The sequence below is a fragment of the Paenibacillus sp. FSL L8-0333 genome (genome assembly GCF_037965665.1).
In the GTDB taxonomy this organism is placed as follows: Bacteria; Bacillota; Bacilli; order Paenibacillales; family Paenibacillaceae; genus Paenibacillus_AQ; species Paenibacillus_AQ odorifer.
This window is the reverse complement of sequence record NZ_CP150186.1, coordinates 232,579-255,743: the sequence shown is the minus strand read 5'-3', so window position 1 is coordinate 255,743 and position 23,165 is coordinate 232,579. Positions and strand designations below refer to the sequence as shown.

Annotated in this window: 14 protein-coding genes and 1 tRNA gene; 5 read left to right on the top strand and 10 right to left on the bottom strand. The window is 43.8% G+C overall.

Features of this window, described 5'->3' with window-relative positions:
* Positions 1 to 57: 57 nt before the first annotated feature.
* Positions 58 to 1,398, bottom strand: coding sequence for a PLP-dependent aminotransferase family protein (locus NYE72_RS01185; protein WP_076101115.1), 1,341 nt, complete (start codon positions 1,396 to 1,398; stop codon positions 58 to 60).
* A 142-nt stretch (positions 1,399 to 1,540) separates the two neighbouring features.
* On the opposite strand from NYE72_RS01185, the gene NYE72_RS01180 reads away from it, so the two are divergent.
* Complete coding sequence (locus NYE72_RS01180; protein WP_076101113.1) at positions 1,541 to 2,464, top strand: DMT family transporter; 924 nt, start codon at positions 1,541 to 1,543, stop codon at positions 2,462 to 2,464.
* Between the two features lie 96 nt (positions 2,465 to 2,560).
* On the opposite strand, the gene NYE72_RS01175 is transcribed toward NYE72_RS01180, so the two are convergent.
* Positions 2,561 to 3,208 (bottom strand): hypothetical protein, encoded by a 648-nt coding sequence (locus NYE72_RS01175; RefSeq protein ID WP_038568178.1) that lies wholly within the window; start codon positions 3,206 to 3,208, stop codon positions 2,561 to 2,563.
* Positions 3,209 to 3,368: 160 nt separating this feature from the next.
* Here NYE72_RS01175 and NYE72_RS01170 point away from each other — a divergent pair, with 160 nt between their 5' ends.
* The 3 genes from NYE72_RS01170 (at position 3,369) to NYE72_RS01160 (ending at position 6,906) form a co-directional block, all read left to right on the top strand.
* Positions 3,369 to 4,106 (top strand): response regulator transcription factor, encoded by a 738-nt coding sequence (locus tag NYE72_RS01170; protein WP_036687211.1) that lies wholly within the window; start codon positions 3,369 to 3,371, stop codon positions 4,104 to 4,106.
* Positions 4,084 to 5,436, top strand: a complete 1,353-nt coding sequence (locus tag NYE72_RS01165) for a HAMP domain-containing sensor histidine kinase (RefSeq protein ID WP_076101111.1) — start codon at positions 4,084 to 4,086, stop codon at positions 5,434 to 5,436. Before NYE72_RS01170 ends, NYE72_RS01165 begins: the two co-directional genes overlap by 23 nt.
* A 714-nt stretch (positions 5,437 to 6,150) precedes the next feature.
* The gene (locus tag NYE72_RS01160; RefSeq protein ID WP_038568170.1) at positions 6,151 to 6,906 is read left to right on the top strand and encodes an SDR family oxidoreductase; all 756 of its coding nucleotides are present in this window, start codon (positions 6,151 to 6,153) and stop codon (positions 6,904 to 6,906) included.
* Between the two features lie 103 nt (positions 6,907 to 7,009).
* On the opposite strand, the gene NYE72_RS01155 is transcribed toward NYE72_RS01160, so the two are convergent.
* From NYE72_RS01155 to NYE72_RS01130, 6 genes are all read right to left on the bottom strand, one after another.
* Positions 7,010 to 11,311 carry a glycosyl hydrolase gene (locus tag NYE72_RS01155; RefSeq protein WP_339211123.1) on the bottom strand — a complete coding sequence of 1,434 codons (4,302 nt, stop codon included), beginning with the start codon at positions 11,309 to 11,311 and terminating at the stop codon, positions 7,010 to 7,012.
* 397 nt (positions 11,312 to 11,708) lie between these two features.
* The gene (locus tag NYE72_RS01150; RefSeq protein ID WP_076101110.1) at positions 11,709 to 12,050 is read right to left on the bottom strand and encodes a hypothetical protein; all 342 of its coding nucleotides are present in this window, start codon (positions 12,048 to 12,050) and stop codon (positions 11,709 to 11,711) included.
* A gap of 217 nt (positions 12,051 to 12,267) precedes the next feature.
* A complete protein-coding gene (locus tag NYE72_RS01145; RefSeq protein WP_076101108.1) occupies positions 12,268 to 13,368 on the bottom strand; it encodes a glycerol dehydrogenase in 1,101 nt (366 codons plus the stop codon).
* A gap of 164 nt (positions 13,369 to 13,532) precedes the next feature.
* Positions 13,533 to 14,927, bottom strand: a complete 1,395-nt coding sequence (locus tag NYE72_RS01140) for an MATE family efflux transporter (protein ID WP_076135377.1) — start codon at positions 14,925 to 14,927, stop codon at positions 13,533 to 13,535.
* A 118-nt stretch (positions 14,928 to 15,045) separates the two neighbouring features.
* Positions 15,046 to 15,129 (bottom strand) — tRNA-Leu (locus NYE72_RS01135).
* Between the two features lie 227 nt (positions 15,130 to 15,356).
* Positions 15,357 to 19,697: a bifunctional 2',3'-cyclic-nucleotide 2'-phosphodiesterase/3'-nucleotidase gene (locus tag NYE72_RS01130; protein WP_076101105.1), complete on the bottom strand. Its 4,341-nt coding sequence runs from the start codon at positions 19,695 to 19,697 to the stop codon at positions 15,357 to 15,359.
* Between the two features lie 684 nt (positions 19,698 to 20,381).
* On the opposite strand from NYE72_RS01130, the gene NYE72_RS01125 reads away from it, so the two are divergent.
* Complete coding sequence (locus tag NYE72_RS01125) at positions 20,382 to 20,819, top strand: hypothetical protein (RefSeq protein WP_076101102.1); 438 nt, start codon at positions 20,382 to 20,384, stop codon at positions 20,817 to 20,819.
* Between the two features lie 36 nt (positions 20,820 to 20,855).
* On the opposite strand, the gene NYE72_RS01120 is transcribed toward NYE72_RS01125, so the two are convergent.
* Both NYE72_RS01120 and NYE72_RS01115 read right to left on the bottom strand, forming a co-directional pair.
* Positions 20,856 to 21,770 (bottom strand): polysaccharide deacetylase family protein, encoded by a 915-nt coding sequence (locus NYE72_RS01120; RefSeq protein ID WP_076101101.1) that lies wholly within the window; start codon positions 21,768 to 21,770, stop codon positions 20,856 to 20,858.
* Complete coding sequence (locus NYE72_RS01115; protein ID WP_076101099.1) at positions 21,742 to 23,064, bottom strand: MFS transporter; 1,323 nt, start codon at positions 23,062 to 23,064, stop codon at positions 21,742 to 21,744. The genes NYE72_RS01120 and NYE72_RS01115 overlap by 29 nt, the downstream gene beginning before the upstream one ends.
* Between the last annotated feature and the right edge of the window lie 101 nt (positions 23,065 to 23,165).

Sequence of the window (23,165 nt, the reverse complement as noted above, 5' to 3'; positions counted from 1 at the left end):
TTATAGATGGCTCCCAGCATTTCCACCATTATTATCCACTGATTTATCGCTGCGCTCTCAGCGTATTTCTTGCATTACCTGTTCAATGCCAGAGCGAATATCCGGCTCTTTTACACTGGATACATTAAGCTTTAGAATCTTCTCTTTATTAAAAGAGGGCAAATAACCGCTGTCCGCCATTTCGATGCGAATGAACTTTTTTTGCAGACGTTTGATCATCTGTTCTGTCTTTACGCTGTCACTAAGCTTCAGATACGTATGCACGCCAAGCTGGCCGGTTGGATGGTAAGAATAATGCTGTGCTGTTGCTGTATCTAACTCTCTCATAATCGATTCATGGAGCAGCGTGGATCTTTTTTCGTAGCAGGAACGCATCTTTTTTCGGTGGCGCTCGAACATTCCGCTTTTCAGATACAACTCCAGGGCAGCCTGAGACAGCATAGAGCTATCTATATCCATCAGTCTTTTGAATCGGTTAAAAGAGTCACACAGGACCTCTGGCAGTACAGCGACACCGACACGCAGGCCCGGAAAAATAATTTTGGAAAAGCTTTTCAAATAGATCACATGGGAAGCATCGTCATAAGCGTAGATCGGATCCTCTTTTGCATCCTGCTCCAAGTCCGCCATGTAGTCATCCTCAACGATGTACACATCGTATTTAGCTGCTAGCTGAGCAATCGCCTTCTTCTGGGTACGGGTATAGGAGACGCCAAGCGGATTATGAAATCGCGGGACGGTATAAAAGAACTTGAACTGGCCTGTCTTAAATAACCGCTCTAATTCATTCAAGTCAACCCCAGCGTCCGAACGCTTTATCCCCTCTGTCTCAATGCCATACGTCTTCAGATATTCCATAAACAACGGGTAACCCGGCTGCTCAATCAGCACTCGCTGCCTGCCATTCGGAAAAGGAATTCGGGTCAATACGCCAAGCGCCTGCTGCACACCTGAGGTAATAAAAATCTGATCCGGATTAGCAAATACCTGATAAGAAGCCAGATGGCGCTGCATTTCACGAATAAGAGAAGGAAGCCCCTGCGGCGTTCCATAGATGAACAAGTCATTGCGGTACATATCAATCGCTTTATTAATACAATGTTGGAAATCCAGATACGGAAAAATATCCGGGTCGGGTGCAGACACCGTAAAATCGATCCAATGTGCACCTTCGTCTTTTCGCTGTCCGCTTCGTTTCATGACATAATAACCACTTTTTGAGGCGGCATAGATTAAATGTTTGTCCTGAAGATCCTGCAACGCGCGAATAACCGTACTTTTACTACATCCATAACGTAAGGACAACTCCCGGATAGACGGTAATTTATCCCCCTCACGATACGTATCCTCGGCGATTTGCAATTCCAGCTCGTTGATTAACTCCGAATACTTATACATCCCTTTCACCTTCCTCCAAGCTTATTCTGTACCGGTACAGATAAATAATAATTACATTGTAGCACAGCTACTCTAGCCTTAGAATAAAGAGCAGAACAGGACCGGTACCTAAATGCGCGCAACACTTTGGAGGTCTTTACTAATGAATACATCTTCTACTCAAAAAGCGATAGCAGCAGCTGTCTTGAATGCTATTATTGTCGGGTTTTCCTTTATATTTGTAAAAATGGCCCTAACCGTCTCGGATCCTTTTGATACGCTAGCTCATCGCTTCACGTTATCTTTCCTTGCCGCTTCTTTATTTACTTTTCCAGGGTGGGGGCGGGTGAAGTTTGGAATATCCAAGGCCGCAGTGATCATCCCACTGGCTTTAATGTATCCAGCGTTGTATTTCACCCTTCAAGCGTATGGACTTCTGTATACAACCTCCGCTGTAGCGGGTATTATTCAGGCAACAATGCCCATCTTCACCATCCTTTTGGCGGCGATGTTCTTGAAGGAAACCACGAGCAGCTTCCAAAAGATCTCTACATTAATCTCAGTTGCAGGCATTATTCTTATCTTTGCCATTCCAGGTTTGAGTATCTCTTCTTCTAGTCTTTGGGGCGTCTTGCTCATCCTAATCTCAGCTTTATCCCTTGCCGGTTATAATGTTGCGGCTCGGAAGCTGACACGTACCTGGAGTCCCAAAGAACTTACCTATATGATTACTTTGTTCGGATTTATATTTTTTAATGGACTGGCGATCATTAAGCATGGTTCGGCAGGAACCTTGGATCAGTATTTCACACCTTTTCAAGAGCCAAAATTCATATTCTCCATGCTCTATCTCGGCGTACTCTCCTCCCTCGTGACCTCCTTCCTCTCCAACTATGCTTTATCACGGATGGAGGCTTCACGCGTGAGCATTTTCGGCAGTCTTTCAACAGTTGTCTCTATTCTCGGTGGTGTACTTCTGCTGAATGAGCAACTGGAATGGTACCATTGGACTGGTACAGTGATGATCATCGCCGGGGTGATCGGTGTGAACTGGCGGAAGCAAGTAAGGGCCAAAGGCAAAGCGTGAAGATTGATATGCATACAAAAAAGACACCCCGCGAGGTGTCTTTTATCTTTACCCTTTTCAGTATCTCTATTCTGTATCAAGCCTCGCTAATCACCGTTATTTGGCTGTTTCAAGCTCCTTGATCTTCTCTTTATATTGGTCCAACAGATTAGCTAAAGCTTCCTTGATCACAGTCGCATCTTTGGATTTAACGGCACTATTCAGATCATCTTGAGCTTTGAAAAAAGCTTTATCCGCGTCGCTAAGATCTGGAATGGAAATAGCAATTGAAGTCGCATCTACAGCTTTAATTGAAGTAGTGATATTGCTATCTACCTGCATATCATCGACTACAGGTACTACTTCAAGGTTACGACCAGCTTCGATATATCCCGCAGGTAGAGCTTCGGTGGATAGTATTTCTTTTGATAATTGAACTCCCTCCACCAGTTCCGCAGGCACAAGCTCGGCAAGTGCGGTTACACTAAATCCAGCAACCTTATAATACTGATCCAAGGTGTTCTTCCAGTCTTCTTGGGTATTAGGTGCGTAGGTCTTAGCCAACTCCAGGGGATCTACCCAATCAATAGTGGTTACTTTAGTGGCAATTGTTCCTTTAGAGGCAGCAGTAACCACGGCTGCGGCCGTTGTTTTCGTGTTTCCGTCTTGTGCTCCACTTGCTGCGTTCGTTGCAGACGGTGCAGCAACGGCGGACACTAGCAGGGTGGACAGCGCTAACTTTTTAAATAACATCTGTTGATTCATAAATACAACACTCCTCGTCGATTCGAATGATCTTACAAGACCAAGCTTACAAAATGGGTGTGGCAGAACATTGGTTAATTTGTGGAAAAACGATGGCAGCCGCCCCTACCCACCTCTGGATTGATATACTTGTGGGAGAATAATTTGGAGGTAACCCGAAATGAATAATCCATACCTCATTGCCGTAGTCGACGATGATGAACATATACGCAATCTTGTTGAAGCTTATTTACAAAAAGAAAATTACCACACCATCGGCCTTGGCAGCGCTGAGGAAGCATGGACCTTGTGGCAGACAAGCCCCCCGGATATGTGGGTACTCGATGTTATGCTCCCCGGCATGGATGGTTATGAGTTCTGTAAAAGGATTCGTAACGAAGCCGAAGTACCGATCATTATGATCTCCGCAAGAGATAATGAAGTGGATAAAATATTAGGATTGGAGCTTGGCAGTGACGATTATCTAGTCAAGCCGTTCAGTCCTCGTGAGTTAGTCGCCCGGATCAAACGTCAGCTTCAACGCTGGTACAAAATGAGTAATCAGGCCGAAAAATTGAACAGTCAGGCCACTTCCACCCGTCTTGAAATTGACCAGCTTCTACTATTGCCGGAAGAAAGACGTGTATTCTGGTGTGGTGAAGAGGTGGACTTGACCAGCAAGGAATTCACCATGCTAAAAGTATTCGCTGATGCCCCTAACCGGGCATTTACAAGAGATGAGCTGCTGAGCTATGTGTGGGGAGACGACTATTTTGGAAGTGATCGCGCCGTGGATCATCTAATTAAACGGATGCGCAAAAAACTGGAGCATTTGCCCATTGAGGCAGTATGGGGACACGGATACCGCATGAGAACAGATGGGGGTGAGCATACGAATGAAACTAGCACATCAGATTAATTTAGCCTTTAGTATTGCATTGGTATTGCTACTATCTATTACTGCTGTCGTGATCCATTTTGTACTACTCAACCATTTTGTCGGAACACAAAAAGAGGATTTAAGAACCATTGGTGCGGCGATGTCAGCTACATTGACTGAAGAAAGTAAATACATCGGGGAGATTGGCACTCAGCTGGAAGCTCTGCCCGTGACCATACCTTCTCTAAGCACTCCAGGCGTCGAAGCCATTCTTAGCGATGAGACAGGAAAAGTCTTGTCCACATCATCAGAGATGAGTTCAATTGCAATAAACTACGATGCCAAGAGTGTCACAGGGCAAGCCACTGAGCTCCAGAACATTTGGAATGGAACAGATACACGGTATATTACTGAAGTGAAGGCTACACCTATAGGCACGCTAACTCTACTAACCCCTATGAGCACAGTCACTGCTATTGAACAAGCTTTGCTCAGAAGACTGCTGATCGTTTTCAGTGCAGCGGGAGCATTTATGTTCCTATTTGGCCTATTTATCACCAAGAAGCTGATTCAACCTCTAATGAGGCTGCAACAAGAACTCCGCAAAGTCAAAGAACGCCACTTCTCAGATGTTAAATTAATTAAGGCAGGAGGGGAACTTGGCTCTGTCGCACAATCGGTATATGACATGGCAGATGAATTAAATCGTTTCAACCATGTGCAGAAACAATTTTTCCAGAATGCGTCTCATGAATTAAAAACCCCCTTAATGTCCATTTCCGGCTATGCTGAAGGGATTAAGGATGGTGTTTTTGAAGGTGAGAATGTAGTAAAAGGGCTAGATATTATCATGAGCGAAAGCAGCCGCTTGAAGAAGCTCGTGTCCGAAATGACTTTACTTGCGAAGCTGGACAGCGAGGAAGATATATTCAAGCCTACGGATATTTGTTTAAAAGATCTACTGACAGAAACCATCGAAAGAATGAACCCTCTATTAATGAAAAAAGAATTAACCCTCCATATCTCCCACGATCATCAAGATTCTCTTACGATCCGTGCGGATAGGGATAAGCTGCTACAGGCGCTTCTTAATGTAGTATCGAATGCCACACGTTACGCTAACCAACATATCTATATCCATGTTTCGGTCAAGGAGGGCCGGGCCCTGTTATCCGTAAGTGACGATGGTCCTGGAATTTCGGACGATCTGCTCCCCTATCTCTTCCATCGGTTTGTAAAAGGAAAAGACGGAGAATCCGGACTTGGACTGGCTATTTCCCGCGCAATCATCGAGCGTTGTGGAGGTCAGATCAGCGCAGGCAACCGCAGAAATGGCGGTGCGGTCATCTCGATGGGGTTTCCCTTATAATTATTCGTAAGAGGCTGTCTCAAAAGTAGTGAACTCTACTTGGGGGCAGCTTCTTTTTTATGGAATGGAATTGAAAAGAAAAGTAATGGATTTTACTGTGCCATATGACACCACGCGTAGTGTTCTATGATATTGGGTTGGGCGGTGGGCGTAGGCAGTGGGCGGTGGGCGACTTGCTAGGTGTGATTTTCGTACGGCTTGCGGTAGGGTTTAAACTAATTAGGGAAAAACTCCCTGAAAATAACCGGTATTCGCTCTAAATGAACGAAATCAGGGAATTCTTCCCTAATAATTAGGGGGATTTCTTAATTAGTTACTAAATCGGCCGAAAATCAGGTAAGTTTTCCCTAATTATAAGTCTGATGAACAGAAATCTCTGAATTTCAGGGAGAAATTCCCTAATTACTCTATAAATACTTCACTTATTGCATCACTTGCAGCATCACTTGGTGCGACACATGAATCATCAATTGCTCATCACTTGGTGCGCCGCTTAATTCAATCGCTCAACATCTACATAAGAGCCGGAATAGGCCTCATCAGCTGCTGAAACATTCATCATCACCCTCTATATTCATCTTGGTAAATGATGCCGTTTCTACTTCATGGTAAATATAGCTACTATTTTGGGTAATATATAGTCGAAGTAACAATTACACCTTACCTCTGATAAGAGTTAAATACTACATTTTTTCACAAAAAGGAGATCACAACATGAGCAGACTTGCAGGAAAAGTAGCTATTATTACTGGTGGAGCAGGCGGTATTGGTAAAGGGATGGCCCTGGCTTTTGTTAAAGAAGGCGCTAAGGTAGCTATTATTGACCTCAATGAAGAAACCGGCAAAGAAACAATTAAAGAATTACAAGAATATCAACCTGAATCTATCTTTATTCAAGCGAACCTCAAGGAACACGATAAAATAGCTCACCTTGTTAAACAAGTAGCTGATAAATTCGGAAAAATAGATATTTTAGTAAACAATGCCCACGCATCCAGAATGAAATCTATCGAAGAAACTACACAGGCTGATTTCGATTTATCTTTTGATACAGGCTTCTATCCAACCTTCTATTTCATGCAAGCAGCACTACCCTATTTAAAAGAAACTCAAGGTAAAATTATTAACTTTGCATCGGGTGCTGGCCTCAACGGTGATACCAATCAAGGAACATATGCTGCTGCAAAAGAAGCCATCCGTGGAATTACCCGGGTAGCCGCTAATGAATTTGGTCCATTTGGAATCAACGTAAACATCATTGCTCCAATTGCTAATTCCCCTGGCATGATTGAATGGGCAGAAGCAAACCCTGAGTATTACCAAAACATGATTTCAAAAATTCCTTTGAGAAGATTGGGTGAACTGGAAAGTGATATTGGTCGTGTTGCGGTATTCCTAGCGAGTGAAGATTCCGATTATATTACGGGCCAGACTATCATGGTAGATGGCGGATCTATTAAGCTTCGTTAATTTCAAGCAGATTCTCGTAGACCTTAAAATGAATAAATTTGATGCTAAATAAATAAGCCGGAAGTGAACATCGTGAAATGTTCGCTTCCGGCTTTACTACTTTCTATTTAATCGTGATTTCATCCACATATACGGTAGCACTACCTAGAGGATCAGTTGCTGTGGTCATGACTTGTACGCCAATCGCTTGGGTCAAATTACGATCTGCTACCTTGCTGATATCCAGTGTTAGTGTAGTAAATCCATTGGCATCTACTGGTGCAGCCGTAGAAGCAGTCCATGTTCCCCAGCTTGAGCCACTTTGGGTAAACAGCTGAGCCATTACACCGCTAACATCGCTTGCATCAATAGGTACAACCTTGATTTTAAGCGTAATTGTTGATGCATTCGCTAAGTTGGTAACCACCATACGACGCAGCTGGAATTGCCCTCCATTTAATGTTAAGTCCGCTTGCATCGAGTGAGTTCCCTCAGCATACACAGCATTGCTCACCGATAGATTCTGAGCCAGTGCTGTATTATATTTATTATTTTCATCCACATTGATGCTGAAGCCTTGCAGTGTATTGTCCTCGAAGCCATAGACGACAGCTTCAGGTGCGGTACCATTCTTCAGGGTCCGAACATCATCCAGATACAACGTAGAAGTTCCCGTACCGCTGAATCCCTCGAGCTTGATACCTATGGCTTTTACACTATTAAGATCAGCAATACCTGCCAAGTTGAGTGAAACCGTAGTAAATCCGCTCGAATCTACTTTCACAGCTCCACTGTCAGCCCAAGACCAGGTCGATCCCGTCTTAATATACAAACGTGCATCCGCTGTTCCGTTCGACAGTTTAATTTGTGCGCTTAATTTATCTACCGCGCTCAGATCCAGACTGCCATTTTTGCTGAGCTCAAAAGCTCCACCTGAATCGAGTGAGAACAAGGAGCTTAACGAATGAGTTCCTTCAGCAGCCTCATCAGTCGAGATCACTGCCGCGGTTGCACTGGCATTATTCTGCTCTACTGTCCAGTCCTGAGTATCTTTTTCGAAGCCATACAACAGCTTCGCCTGTTCTGGCGTGCTGCCAGGACCTTCGCCCCCGTTAGGGACGCCACCCGTTCCATCATTAAACGCTGTAATATCGTCAAAGTACAGCGTACCAGACGTACTTGCTACTGTGTCCTTTTTATTTACGTAGATAGACACTGCCCGAATGTCCTTAAGGTTCTCTTTAGTGATTACTTTACCGGCATTTCCTGTATCCCATGGCGCTGGAGCGAACTGGCTGAATGGAATTTCCACCATGCCAGGTGTCGTACCTGCCAGTGAAGGATAAGCTTCAAAAGAGATGCCACTTGCATTGACCTGAATAACAAGCTTGTGGTCGCTGCCATCAGGTGCAATCCAGAGCTTTAATTTGTTGGCGTCCGACCAGTCGGCATTATTCATGTTTTTGGTACGACCTGTATAACCTTGACCATCCACATTATAATCGAACCTCAGGCCATACTTGCCATCATTTTTATGGTTCGCATCAAGTGAGATCGTATTTAGATCGCCCGCAGGACTTAATGCCGCACGAAGTAATTCATCATTCCCTTTGTAATTCTCAAAAGTATCTACAATCAATGGGTCCCCAATGCCCTGCACGTCACTTACAAAGATTTGGATCGTTTGTGAAAGTACAGAACCATCCTTTGCATAGGACTTAACAGTAAGCATCACGCCTGATTCGTCGAAGGCTACACCTGGTGTCCAATCTGCCAAGTAATAGAAACCTTCTGTGTCAGCTGCCATACTGTACTCTGTTGTGTCATCCCCAATCAGATAGGTTACTTTATCCACGTCTTGATTTAACACACGAACACGAAGGGTCGATGCTTTTGTCGTGGGCACTGTTTGGTTTGCCGTTGGTGAGACAATGTGTAAAAAAGGTTGCTCGGCTTCTGTAGTTACCTGTTTCGAATAAGCATCCGCAACAGCCACCTCATGGCTGAAGCTTGTATACGGATCATTATAATAGTCCACAAAATCAGGGAGCAGTTCATGATCCCCTAGTCCGTTTGGAGCATTTCTATAAGGGACAAAGATAGAATCTGTATTGAAATTCGCCCAAGTCTGCATGTAGGCCATCCGTTTAGCATCCGGATCAGACTGCAGTGCAGAGATTAGCTTGGTAAAGAACTTCAGGTCCTTCGTGCCGGTTGGCTTCACACCCGAATAACCGAACTCAGTAAATGCTGCAATTTTCCCCTTATCATCCGCCAGCTTCGAGATCAGCTTAGCATCCTTCACGACTGAATCAAACCACCCCTCAGTTGTTCCGTCATAATAATTATCGAAGCCAAGGATATCGACATAGTCATCTCCCGGATACGTCTCAAGGAAGGTCGCATCTGTGCCGTTAAACGGACTTCCCGGTGAGAACGCATACAAGAAGTTATGCACATCTTTTTTGTCCCGTAAATATTCAACGGTATAACGATAAATTTCAGCATACTGCTCCTTCGTACGGTAAGGCGCACCCCACCAGAACCAGCCACCATTTTGCTCGTGGAATGGACGGAAAATGACCGGAATAGCTTTACCATTATCATCTTTTAAGTTATTCGCAAAGTCCGCAATCATATCCAGGAATGCATTAAATTCTGCATGCTTGTCACCACCGGGTAATATATGCGTAAGCACATTCCCTTTGGTGTCATAAAAGTCCTTTCCTGTGACGAAGTTCGGCATATGTGAGCTTAATGTAAGCACGCCGCCTTTTTCATAAGCAGATTTCATCACGCCGATTAATTTATCACGATTCTCCAGCTTGGTTGCGCCTAGATCGCCTGGTTTCTCAAAACCTTCAAGACTAAGCGTATCCCAGCCGAACAGGCCCGGAAGGTCGCCTACTGCATTCTCGACCTCAGACTGCGTTCCGTCCTTTTCAGTAATAGAAAGTCCTTCTGTAGTAGCATGCTGATGTCCAAACAAGATCTCACTGCCGCGGATATCCTGTAAGTAGGCGAATAGTGATTTAGTCTCACTACTTGCATCAACATCCGCTAAATTCTCGATACGTCCCACAGGACCCGTCGGGTCGGTCGGTGTCGGTGTTGCTGTTGGTGTTGCTGTTGGTGTTGCCGTTGGTGTTGGTGTTGCTGTCGCTGTAGGTGCCGCGGTTGGATTAGTCGGGCCTGCCGGCGTTGTTGATGAACCCGATGCCGAGCTAGGCGCTGGGGTAGCCGTTGCTACAGGACCTTGATTGCCTTTGATAATGACAATTGTGCCAGGAGCAATGGGCTTACCGTTCAACGTTACTCCTGTTGCTTTAACGTCCGCTTTTGCAATGTCGCCCTGACCGGAAAGGGTGGTTCCAGTCGCTTTATCAGCAACGTTTAGATTTGCAATCGATGCGCCTTCACCTAGGATCAGTCCCACAGTTCTATTTAGAATTCCCGTGGTGATCATCGTCCCAATTCCAAACTCCAGCCTTGCTAGACTATCTACCGTTAGCTGAGAGATTTGGGTTGTACCACTCGTGAGGACACGAACCTCACCCTCTTTACGATTTATATTTACTTTGCCTAATGAGCTATTCTTAATAAGAATGGAGTTTACCCCGCCACCTGCAATAAATGTGGTGCCCGTAACCTTAATGCCCTCAAGGGTCACTTCGCCGTTACCGATCCCAGCGGTTAGATACAGGTTTCCGTTTATCGTTGCATTTTTTAACACAACACCATCCTGATTAACGACTACATTTCCAGAAACTATTCCTCCTTCAAAGCTCCCAGATTGCGAGTAATAACTCTTCACTATTTTATTAATTAACGTTATAACTTCGGCACGGGTGATCCTTCCAAGCGGCTTAAAGGTTCCATCCTCATACCCTGTAATCAAACCTGAGAGCGCATGAACTGCATCCTTAGCATAAGCCTGAATCTGAGCGGAATCACTAAATTCACTCATTGATAAAGCGCTTTCAGTAGCTTGGAGAGTAAATATCCGAGCCAACATCGTCACCGCATCCTGACGCGTTATATAATCAGTAGCTTGTGCTTTATTCTCTGAGTAGCCTTCATAATACCCAGCATATCGTGCCAACGAAAGCTGATCTGCATACCAATCGTTTGCTTTTACATCGGAAAAAGATTGATCTGACTTCATATAGAAACCGAATACCTTATTCAAGATCGTAGCAAACTCAGCTCTTGTAATTCCTTCATTGGGATGAAAAGAACCATCCTGATACCCGTTTAAAACGCCATTTTCTACCCACTTCGCAATATTTTGTTGTGCCCAGTGACCCTTTGTATCACCGAATCCAACAGTGGATGGTGCTGCTGCTGCAGAAATTACAGATGGGAAAGGAGACATTATCATTGCACAGGCAAGTATACCCCCCAGCCACTTTTTCGCTTTTTTCATTCCTAATTCTCCTTCGAAAATAAATGGATTTGATAATAAGAATAGCCAACCAGCTGTTATGAACCCAATAACTATCTGTCCTTATAGAAGACAATTACAGACCTACTCGCTAACTATTCACCTCCACATTTTCAACTTTGTTATTGATAACAAACACTAACAAAAACTTCTTATTTCGTTACATATTCCGGTATATGCAAGATTATAGCGGTTACATTGGCATAAAACAATCAAAATATTGCCTTTTGTTATAATTATTTTATCTTTTACGTTAGCGCATATGTTAGTTATTCCGAAAATAAATAACAAAATTCAATTTAATATAACAAAAATAGACACCCCGCAGGAGTGCCTCCCAATAATCATATAGATGAAATCCAATTCATTTATCATTTTTTTATTGGTGGCATGGAAATACAGATGTACCTTCCCGCACCTCTTTCGTCAGATCGTCCATAGTGACAAGATTACGTGTAGTTCCGAGAACGATAATGACATAATACGATTGCCCACGTGAATCCTCCAGCACTACCTGATAACCCGACCCTCCAAATAAGGGTTTGCAAACCGTTGCAACTCTCAGCGACGCACTTTCCGTGTACTCTTTGCGCACATAATCCATCCCAAGACTTCCTGCTTCCCGCTTGTTCTGACACTCCGAGCTTCCGTGAATTACTGCTATTATCGCTCCAATAATTATGATAATAAGGATTAGATAACCCAATTGGTTTTTTCTCATCTTTCCTTCCTCCTTATTACATAGAGTACAATTGGCACAGCGCGGGGCGATTAGCAATAATCTCGTTTCTGTAGGCACCCTATCCCGCGATTAAGTGCCGAAGCCAATAGCTATATGCAAAATTTTACCACTACAGTACTTCAAAAGCTTACCCTATATAAAAACAAAAGGCACCCCCAAGGGTGCCTTCATTATCACTGCATATTAGTTGTGCTAGTTATTTATAAGACTCTGCCAGCGAGTTCGCTACCACTATCGCATTGTACACATCTTCCGGAGTAACCGGGAACGGCATATTGCCCATTGTGTCTCCTTCTGCACAAGCAGCTTCAGCAACTTGGCGCCATTCGGATTCGATAAATTCCGTACACCCCAGATCGGCGAGGGTTAGCGGAAGATCTACATCCTTGATAAGCTTAATGACAGTTTCCAGCTCCTCATTTGAGGCATTTTCCAGTACTAGCTGAGCTAAAAGACCAAACGTAACCTTTTCACCATGCTGAGCTTTGTGTAGTGAAGGAACGGCTGTCATCCCATTATGGATAGCATGCGCGGCAGCCAGACCACCAGATTCAGCACCCACACCACTTAGATAAATTGTCGCTTCAATAGTTTCCTCCACCGCGCGTGTATAGAGCTTCTGATCAACCGCACGTTTTGCTTTTACCGCATTCTTAAGTAGAGCTTCATAACAAAGTCTTGATATACCTAGACCCGTTGTAGAAGGTTTCATGAGTACGAGATTGTCGCCATTAGAGGCATAACAGGCACGGGCTTCAAAATAAGTAGCCAGTGCATCGCCAATTCCAGCTGCGAAAAAACGGGAAGGCGCTGAAGCTAAAATCGCTGTATCTGCCAAGACTACATCCGGATTACTTGGGAGAAACAAGTATTGATCAAATGAACCATCTTTATTATAAATGACAGCCAGCGCTGTACATGGTGCATCAGTAGATGCAATCGTCGGAAAAATAACTACAGGCAGCTTCTCATAATACGCAGTAGCTTTTGCGGTGTCCAGTGTTTTACCTCCGCCGATACCAACGATGATATTCGCCCCAGCTTTACGGGCAAGTTCCCGATTACGATTAATCTCTTCCTGAGTACATTCATAATTGAATTTTTCAAAAGTAGCCTTATTCCCCGCACCTTCGATGGAACTTCCCGCCTCTTTCTTAGCACGTTCCAAAATGAACTCATCACAGATCACATAGGCATGATCGCCAAACGCCTTAATATACTCATTCAGATCTGAAAGTAAGTTATGGCCGGAGATAAATTTCTTTGGTGAAGTAACGGATCTAACGAAATGTGACATTGTGCAAGACTCCTTGTTGTGTGTTTTAGTAAGCATAAAGACGCAATTCCTACATATTATTACCCCGCTACCCAAGAAATACTCAAGCTGCATTCTCCAAAGGCACTCATCAGAGCATGCAAAAAAGACACCCCTCAGGGTGTCCTTTGATTTTTTTATATCTATTATATAACACGATGCTGAACCCATTTCTTGCCCATAAATCGCCGCAGGAAAATCAAACCTCTGATCCCCCACTCACAATTCATCGCCAGCCAAACGCCGAGTATACCAAAGTTCAGAACAATACCTAAGATGTATCCGAGCACTACACGGAACAGCCACATCGTAAGCATCGAAACCATGGAGGTAAACTTGGAATCCCCTGCTGCTCTAAGCGCCGAAGGTGTAATAAAGCTTATGGACCATAACGGAATTTGCGCAATCGTATTGATGAGCACAATCAGGAAGATATCTCCCACAATCTCAGCAGGAGGATGGAACATCGACACTAATGGATTGAAAAACGGCATAATCAGCAAACCCATCACCACCAGAGAAAGAGAAGAGGTGACAAGGAAGGATTTAATGAATTTTCGAGCATCCTTAACATTATTACTTCCCATACATTGTCCAACCACTGTAATAATCGTCAAGGACAACGCATTCCCGGGGATTTGCATAATCCCTGCAAAGGAGGAGGCAATCGCATTAGTCGCAAGTGCATACGTACCCAGACTAACGATAAAGATCTGAGTCAGAATTTTACCACCATTAAAGAACATCTGCTCCGCCGCAAACGGCATCCCGATGAACATTATTTTTTTCAGCATAGACAGCTTAACCGCTACAAGATCGCGAATACGGATATGCAGATCGTTGTCCAATCGGAATAGATAATAAAGTGCGCAAAACGCCCCCAGGTATCTAGCTATATTTATAGAAATGGTCATCCCCAGAACACCCATATGTAACAGGTTAATAAAGACGAGATTCAATAAGACATAAGTTAAATTCATAATTAGCGAAAGCACAAGCGAGGCCCTCGTTCTACCAATTCCACGAAGAGCACCACATACCGCCTCCACAACAGCTATACCAAGATAAGAGATACAGCTCCCAATCAAATATATTCGGGCGTTCTCCATAACCTCTGGTGAGGCCGCTCCAAATAGTAAATTTAACAGCGGATTGTGAAAAAGAATTCCGAACATCCCAATAGCAAATGCCATCAGCGAAACAGATGACGTAGCACCTGCCGTAGCTTTTGACACCATGAGGTCATTGCCGCTCCCTTTATACTGCGCAACAACAACCGTCCCACCTGTTGAGACGGCAATAAACACACTAATGAGAAAAATATTAAGAGAATCTATCATATTGACCGCACTGATAGCTGCCACACCAGACGAGCTTATCATAGCTGTATTCACTAGATTAAGACCCACCACAAAGGCCTGATCCACTAGGATAGGGATGAATAAAGCAATCATCTGACGATAATCTATCGATTCACCAGAGAAATACTTTTCCAGAAACCGCACACTTTGCTTCGTATTTACACCTACATTAGGCTCCATCTTTGCTTCACTTCTTTTACATAGAGTTTGTCAAATTGAATTATGCGTATAAATAGAAAAAGGCTCTTCAGGTTGAAGAGCGATTCAAAAGTATTGCCTGTTTATATGCACTTAGGTATGCGGTCGAGAGGACTCGAACCTCCACGGGGGTTAGCCCACACGGACCTGAACCGTGCGCGTCTGCCAATTCCGCCACGACCGCACAAAATATTAAAAAATACAGTGCAGAATATAAGTTAACATGATTTCACAGAAAGAGCAACAACAAATTTAACAAGTAAAAGCGCCATCGGCGTCCTTGTAAGGACAGTAAGCGTTTAAGGGAAGACTATAAGAGTATTGGTGCCACTTATACTTTCTTATATTTAAAAAAAGTGTATCGATGCCCTCACGAGGATCATCGATACACTTTTAGTTAGAACAATAGAATTATGATGCTTGTCCAAGCATGCGATAGATGATAACCGCTGCTTGAGCGCGATTAGCTATACCCTTAGGTGCAAATTTCCCACCATCAACACCGTTGACGATTCCCAATTGAGTTAGCTGTGCGATAGCCTCTTGTGCATAAGGAGCAATACTGGATTTGTCTGCAAACTTACCCAATGCTGCATTTTTATCAATCGGCTGTAGTTTGTCTTTCAGTGCGTTAGCAACCATAATGGCCATTTCTTCACGAGTCACTTCACGACCCGGTTCAAATTTGCCATTTCCAGAGCCTTGTACAAGTCCAGCCTTCACCGCAAGGGCGATAGAATCCGTGTACCAAACTCCTTGTTTAACATCGTTGAACGAACTGGTTGTTGCTGAACCCGTAAGATTCAGTGCGCGTACCAGCATCGTAACGAACTCTGCTCTAGTCACTGTTTTGGTTGGCGCAAAAGTATTTGCATCCAGACCTTTCAGAATGCCCTTAGCAGCCAATGCTTCAATAGCTTCTTGCGCCCAAGCTACCTTACCCAGATCCTTGAAGTTTGCTGCTGGCGCAGTAGTTGGTGCAGGTGTTACCGTTGGTGCTGTTGATGGTGCAGGTGTTGCTGTTGGTTTCGCGGTTGGAGTAGGCGTTGGAGTTACACCGGTAGAACCGCCTCCACTGCCATTGCCCGATCCCGAATCAGCCTTTAATTTATTAATAATACGTCCTTCAATGGCCGCTTTAATCTCTTTGCCATTAAACGTTTTTACAATGTAGTCGTAGAATACGTCCAAATCAATAGGTCCAGCCAATGAATCACTAGCTTGAGTCAGAACCTTGTAGTTATCTCCACCCGCAGCCATAAAGTTATTTACTACTGCTGTATATTTCTGCGTAGGATTAATTGGTGTTCCATCAGTTAGTGTGAGGCTCGCAATACGATCAGCTACTGGCAGATACATATTCGCTGTATATTTCAGTCCGGAAATTTGCAGCGTTTTGATATCTGGTGTTCCATCAGCTTTTACATTCCATTGCTGTTGCAGCAATGTTTTGATTTGCGCTCCGGTTAGTGTCAGCTTCACAAGCGTGTTGCCGAATGGCTGAATTTTAGCCAGATCGCCGAAGGTTACAGGACCTTTTGGAAGGTCCGCACGGATACCGCCTGGATTCATAAAGGCGAAATCGGCAGCTTTTGCACCATCGCCGAAGTCAGCATTACGCATAGAGTCAGCAATCAGATTCCCAAGTGCAGCCTCATTATTGTAAGCATCGGTACGAGTGATAGTTCCGTCCGTTGTACCTACTGGTTGGGTAAGCTCAGGATGCTTCTCAAGGTAAGCATTAACCAGTGCCACACTTTCCGGATCTGGTGTTACACCCTCATGGAAGGTGGAAGTTACCACAGCAGACTTATCCTTCACATCACCTGTTTTAGGATCAATGATCAACTTGATATCCTCAAATGCTGTACCGTAAGAATAAGCTTGTACAATCAGCTTGCCGTTTACTGTTCCATTTGCAAGTGCATGGTTATCACCAGCAACGATAACATCAACAGGGGATTCCGCAGGAAGCGCATTGGCCAGATCAGCCGCTTCACCTGTAGTCACACCATCTTTGGTCGTTGCAGGATCATGTGCAAGCACGATAATCGTCTCAACACCTTTAGATTGAAGCTCCTTAGCGTATTTCTCCACAGCCGCCACTTCCTCCTCAGGCGTGAGGAAATGCACGCCGGCCGTACCGGAAGGCGCTACCTTGCTTGGTGTGGATTTTGTTACAAGACCAATAAAGCCAATTTTCACACCGCCCACTTCTTTGATTACATAAGGATTAATAATTGGCTCGCCAGTTTTGGCATCCACTGCATTCGCATTAACATAATCAAAATCAGATCCAGCATGGTTAACTTTATTATCCTTAGGGTCGATACCACCATAAAGCTGTGTCATCAGTGCATCAACACCTTGGTCAAATTCGTGATTACCAAGAGAACCCACATCAAATTTCATCATGTTCATCCAAGCATGAGTCGGCTCATCGCGCTCAAGGGATGATACTGGAGCGGATGCTCCAACGGAGTCACCATTATGGAAGAGTAATGAGTTCTCATACTTTGCACGAGTTGCTTTCAAATAAGTCGCGAGATAGGCTGCTGTGCCTACAGACTTATTGTTCACTGTAGAAACAGTGTCGAGTTGACCGTGGAAGTCATTAATTCCAAGAAGGTGAACCTCCACATCTTCCGTCGGTGCAGGTGTCTTCACACTTAGATCTAGCTTGAAAATTCCAAAGCCCTTATTATCTTGCTGTCCAGTATCGGAAATGTTCGCTGGGAGTACATTTGCCGCTTTAGGTGTTGTTGTAAATGTAACATCAACATTGCCTTTGATAGGTGCCAAGGACCAGTTACCATCAGCAGTTGGATCAATCGTACCAGCTTCACTGATGTAGTCCATCAGAACCTGACGATTCTCATCTTGAGAGTCTACAACCAGCTCTGCACCTTTAACACCCGGGAAGTTCCCGCCACCACTTGCGCGGTAATTGTTAGTAACAACAATGAAATCCTGATCTAGATCTAAAGGTTGATCATTGTAAGTGACATCCGTTACACGACTCGAAGAAGCATCATTAATCGTACCATCCGGATTGTACTTCGCGTTTTTCGTCACATCAATTTTATATTGAACCCCATCGATTACATCGAAGTTAAAAACCGAAAATTTCGTATTCAACAGAGACTGCGGAGTCGAGATCCCTGGTTTGATGCGGTTAAATGCGCCCGCACTCATTTCCAACCATTCTTTCACAACAGAACCCTTAACTTTGATTGCTTTAAGGGTATTATCATATAAATACAGGTCACTTGCGCTACGAATAGTCAAGTCACCCTTATCAATACTGGTGTACTCATCAGGTCCGTTGCGTCCTGCTTTAAAAGGAGCACCAACACTAAGAATGGCAAGGTCCTTATATTGAGGAACATTGATATCAATATAATTCTGAACGTACCACTTTTGTGCATACGTAACAAGTTGAACCGTAGGATCATCCTGAACCATTGCGAAATAGCTGTTCATCGGAGCTGTTGTAACACCCAGCTTTTGTCCAGTATAAGCAATAGTAGCCTCATGTGCTGCTGCAACAGTTGCATCTACAGCCGCATCAGGCTCAACCAGTGGTATATTCACTTTATTCTCTGTCTTATAAATAGAACGAGCAGAAGCTTTTGAACTTTGCTTGTCTACCGTCCAGTCATTACCATCGTATACAATGTTCAGATCGATTAGACCCAAATAAGCTCCGCCGTAACCAGCTTGTACAGCAGGCGTACCGTTAATGTGACCATTCACATTATCGATCACAGCCTTTTCGTTTGCATACGGTTGTTTAGTAACAGGATCTTTGAACGACGCGTCCAACGTATCGTTATTCCCTGTTGGGAATACCTTATGCGTATGAGAGAACGTAATCGCATCAATATCAGGAACCTTACTCAAAGCGTTAATATCATTCTCAGAACCGTCTCCTGTAACGGCGTTAACATCAAACCCCGTATGGGCCATAGCAACAATAACATCTGCTCCCTTAGCTTTCATTTCAGGAACAAATTTTTCTGCCGTTTTAGCAATATCTTCAACGACAACTTTGCCTTCCAGATTAACCTTGTCCCACTCCATGATTTGAGGAGTAACTAGGCCGATTAGACCAACTTGAATCGTCTGCTCATCGCCGTTACTATCCGTAACTTTCTTAGGAAGAATAACATAAGGCTGATAAGCATTTGTAACGCCATCCATTTTATATATATTCGCATTCACATAATCAAAATTGGCTCCAGTAGTCATCTCATTACCAGTGCTACCGTTTATCGTACGATCTAAAAATTGTAATCCATAATTGAATTCATGATTACCAAAAGTCGCAGCATCATATCCCATAGCGTTCATGGCTGCAATCATCGGATGGATATCAGTAACATTAGTAGGATCCTTCAGATCCGATTCCTTCGCCACATAAGTACCTAGCGGAGTTCCTTGAATCAAGTCCCCATTGTCGAGTAGGAGGGTGTTGGGTTCTTCACTTTTGGCTTGTTTCACCAAGCTTGCTGTGCGGTCAAGACCGACAGTTACTGAAGCCGCATTCTTAAAATAGTCCCAGCCGTAGACATTGGTGTGTACGTCCGTCGTGCTCATCAGCCGGAGTTTGGCTGTGGCTGCGGATGCTGCTTCAGCTTTATCTGTACCCCAAGCTGCACCCAAACCAATACCTCCAAACACCTGCAAAGAAAGCACTGCAGTTGCTAATACAGAAGCAATCGGCTTATTCCATCGTGTCTTCCATCCCATAATAATATTAGTCCTCCCTATCATTTTCACATAATTTCTGTGATATTATATCACACAAACATAACCAATTATCATATAATTGTAAAAATAATATAAAACAATGTTAAATATAATAACATAAGAAGAAAGACCTAGACTTATGAATCCGTTTTTATAGGTCAAGAGTCAATAGATGCAAAAAGAACACATCTTCACCAGATGTGTCCTAAAAACAATCCTATATAAAGTCTAGAAAAGTCGAATCTATATCCGGCACTACTTTTTACCCATTCATAGCAGTAATCCCAAAACAAATTGCAGTTATTAGAGATAAGGGTGTCATCACAAGTTTTTCTTTCATGCTCCTCGACAATAAGTTCATTATAGTATTAAGAATTAAATAGACGGCAAAAAAATAACATACCCTTCTATCAAAAGGTAATCCAATAGAGATCACATTACCTGCCTGCAATAAGTACAGGATGGCAATTAGCTGTATCACTACTGAAACTCCACACGCGACTCTCATTTGTGGAGGCATAATTCTATGCCTTCCTCCCATTGCAAATTCCCCATAAGGCAGTCCCAGAGACAGCAGTACATAAAGAATCACTGCTCCCAAATTTTTTTATGATGAACCAGCACAAGCAACACAAAAATATCTGAGTAATATAGAAGTAAATAGACCAATGAGGTGATCCGCAAATGGCAAATACAACGAAGATTCGCAAACGTGCTGAACAGCTGAAAGGTAGACCCGTATGCATTACGCTACATGATGGACGTACGTATGTAGGATGGATAACCGGCCTCGATAAGAATGGACTGACCCTTTCCAAACCGCGTAAAAATAAACACAAAAAATCAAAAAAACACTCTTCTTCCCGCTCTCGGAAAGCAAGCGTATCAGGATTAATGCCCTTATTCGGCTCACTTTTCGGAATGGGTGGAGGCGCTCTAGGCTCCGCAGGAGCAGGGGCTGCCAGTTCCGGAGGCGGTGGATTTGGCGGATTTGGGGGGTTCGGAGGAATCGGCAACTTTATTGGAATGGTACAAAAAACTATGCCGGTTATGAAGATGGGCTACAATATGATTAAATCTATTTCCCCCTTCCTTAATGGGCTAAAAGGATTAATGGGATAATCAAAAGACACCCCTCAAGGTGTCTTTTATTTTTGCTCATGAGCTTATCAGTTTCTTTAACAATCTACCTGCAGATCTTAACCGTGGACGCTTTAGATGCTCCTGTACATAACGATAATTCGTCATTTCAACCTTAGCATCACAGAGGGCATAGGTAAAATCATCATCAAAGGGTAACTTATACTCCCAAACGCGCTTACTCCAGTGCGGAATATTTGCTTGCATCCATGGATCGTCTATCCCGGGATGAATATAGGTCTCACTAACGCCATCCGGCAACGAATACAGCTTAGCAATAATAGATCTTTTAAAACTTTCATACGTCTCGCCTTCCTCTACACCAAAAGGATGCGACAGCAAATAGTCGGGAATCGGCACCCCAAACGTATCCGCCAGCCCTGCTCCAAGGGCAACTGGTCGTTCAATATTTTTCAGCGATGCCAAAAGCGGATCCTCAGCATGGATGTATCTGAAGAATCGTGAGGGCAATCCCCAGCGCGAAATTTTCCACAGCGTCTGCGGAAGCAAGCTGCGTCCTGTTTCCATTCCGTATAAACTACCCATGTGGTTGTCTACATGGCTAATCACTATTCCCGACTGTTTTACTCGCTCGTACTGCGCATCTATCTCCTTTAGTACAGCTTTCGTCTGCGCCCCCAGTTCGAACTCTTTTACCGTCCTATATTGATGTCCGCTCTCGTCGTGAAGAGAAACCTCTCCCGTCAGGCTTCCCCAGCGCAAAGCCTCAAATTCACTAGTCATCGTCAAGTGCAGTCCCACATTTCGTTGTTGCCTGCGACTACACCATGCAGCTGCCTCCTCAAACCCAGGGGCCACCGCCATAATCGTTGCTGAGGATACTTTTTCCTCTTCCAGCAGATGTTTAATCGCCTGATTCATGGGGGGACTTTGCCCAAAATCATCACAGTTGATGATTAATTTTTTGTTCATAGTCAGCCTCACCTCTCAAAGAGTCCATAAATGTAAATTTCATTGTGAAGGATATGACAACAGCTATGGCCAACAGACATAATGGCACCACACTTATTAAATACCTAAATGTCGCTTCAGGATTGGACCCTGGGTCATCGCCGCCTTGATAGCCAAAAATCATACCTACAATAAAAAAAGCCAACGCTGAGATTAACCCGCTTGAACGAGTGATGAATCCGCTTACAGCCGTATAGATCCCTTCTCTTCTCAGACCTGTTTTTTCCGCATCCTCATCAATAATCTTGCCACCTACTATTGCTGGGGTCACTAGAAATCCGGCTAATCCGAAACCGACAACTACGCCAGCAGCCACGCCACTTAAGAGGTCATAACCAAACCATAACGGAATTACCGATAATGCATATAAAATCAGCGATAACCGCCACGCCTTGACCCCGTCCATCTTACGAATCATCCAGTACCACACGAATACTAATGGAATGACCGAAACAAACACAGCTGCGAGTAAAATCGATACCTGAGCCTCTGAGATATGAAGTACATATTTTGCATAAAAAGGGATCATCGAGCTTACAAGTCCATTCACCGTTTGAGCAAAAGAGTTCGAAATATTAAACACCCAAAACTTTTTATTCCGAATGGTCTCCCGAAAAGCCGGAATCAACTTCAAGGGTTCCTGCTCTGTGAGCTCCTTCTTTTCTTGGACATTCATCATACATAAAAACATAAATACTCCAAAGAGACAGGCATACACTATAGCCATATTAGAGAAATTAATAGCTGCAAAAATAATTGGCGTTAAGGCAGTACCGATTAACAAAGCAACGACCTGATAGCCTTGCTGAATCGCGGAAGCTTTTGCCCGAATACGGTCTCCTCGGAAGAGCTCCGGGAGTAACGCTCCATAGTTCACCCACAACACAGTAGCGACTGCCTCATAGAAAATAAGTGTGACTAAAAACCAAGTGAACAATCCATTCTCAGATAATCCGCCGGGAGGGGAGAAAACCAGTACAAATGCCAGCATAAATAACGGAATTGAGCCAAATACCCATGGTCTGCGTCGACCTAAACGAGTATCTGTGCGATCTGACCAATAACCAAATAACGGATTGTTTACCGCATCCCAGATCAGAAAGATTGTTCTGGCTAATGTAGCAAGTCCAATGCCCAATCCTAATTTTTCTACATAAAAGTAACTGTAAAATGAACTAAATGCCTGACTTGGAACCATCATCGCAAACATCCCTAAAGCAAAGGTGTACGGCGAATTGATCCATTTACGCTTCACTCACATACCTCCCATATGGAAAAGATCCGGTTGTAATATATTACCATACCAATGAGAGAACGCCATCAATTTTTTCCTTCGTAGAATCTACGGATAAAAAA

What these genes read in the sequence shown, in the direction of transcription:
- NYE72_RS01120 (WP_076101101.1), bottom strand. Translation starts at nt 21,770, where the DNA reads ATGAACAAAAAATTAATCATCAACTGTGATGATTTTGGGCAAAGTCCC.
- NYE72_RS01150 (WP_076101110.1), bottom strand. Translation starts at nt 12,050, where the DNA reads ATGAGAAAAAACCAATTGGGTTATCTAATCCTTATTATCATAATTATT.
- NYE72_RS01155 (WP_339211123.1), bottom strand. Translation starts at nt 11,311, where the DNA reads ATGAAAAAAGCGAAAAAGTGGCTGGGGGGTATACTTGCCTGTGCAATG.
- NYE72_RS01130 (WP_076101105.1), bottom strand. Translation starts at nt 19,697, where the DNA reads ATGGGATGGAAGACACGATGGAATAAGCCGATTGCTTCTGTATTAGCA.
- NYE72_RS01175 (WP_038568178.1), bottom strand. Translation starts at nt 3,208, where the DNA reads ATGAATCAACAGATGTTATTTAAAAAGTTAGCGCTGTCCACCCTGCTA.
- NYE72_RS01170 (WP_036687211.1), top strand. Translation starts at nt 3,369, where the DNA reads ATGAATAATCCATACCTCATTGCCGTAGTCGACGATGATGAACATATA.
- NYE72_RS01180 (WP_076101113.1), top strand. Translation starts at nt 1,541, where the DNA reads ATGAATACATCTTCTACTCAAAAAGCGATAGCAGCAGCTGTCTTGAAT.
- NYE72_RS01145 (WP_076101108.1), bottom strand. Translation starts at nt 13,368, where the DNA reads ATGTCACATTTCGTTAGATCCGTTACTTCACCAAAGAAATTTATCTCC.
- NYE72_RS01160 (WP_038568170.1), top strand. Translation starts at nt 6,151, where the DNA reads ATGAGCAGACTTGCAGGAAAAGTAGCTATTATTACTGGTGGAGCAGGC.
- NYE72_RS01165 (WP_076101111.1), top strand. Translation starts at nt 4,084, where the DNA reads ATGAAACTAGCACATCAGATTAATTTAGCCTTTAGTATTGCATTGGTA.
- NYE72_RS01185 (WP_076101115.1), bottom strand. Translation starts at nt 1,398, where the DNA reads ATGTATAAGTATTCGGAGTTAATCAACGAGCTGGAATTGCAAATCGCC.
- NYE72_RS01140 (WP_076135377.1), bottom strand. Translation starts at nt 14,927, where the DNA reads ATGGAGCCTAATGTAGGTGTAAATACGAAGCAAAGTGTGCGGTTTCTG.
- NYE72_RS01125 (WP_076101102.1), top strand. Translation starts at nt 20,382, where the DNA reads ATGGCAAATACAACGAAGATTCGCAAACGTGCTGAACAGCTGAAAGGT.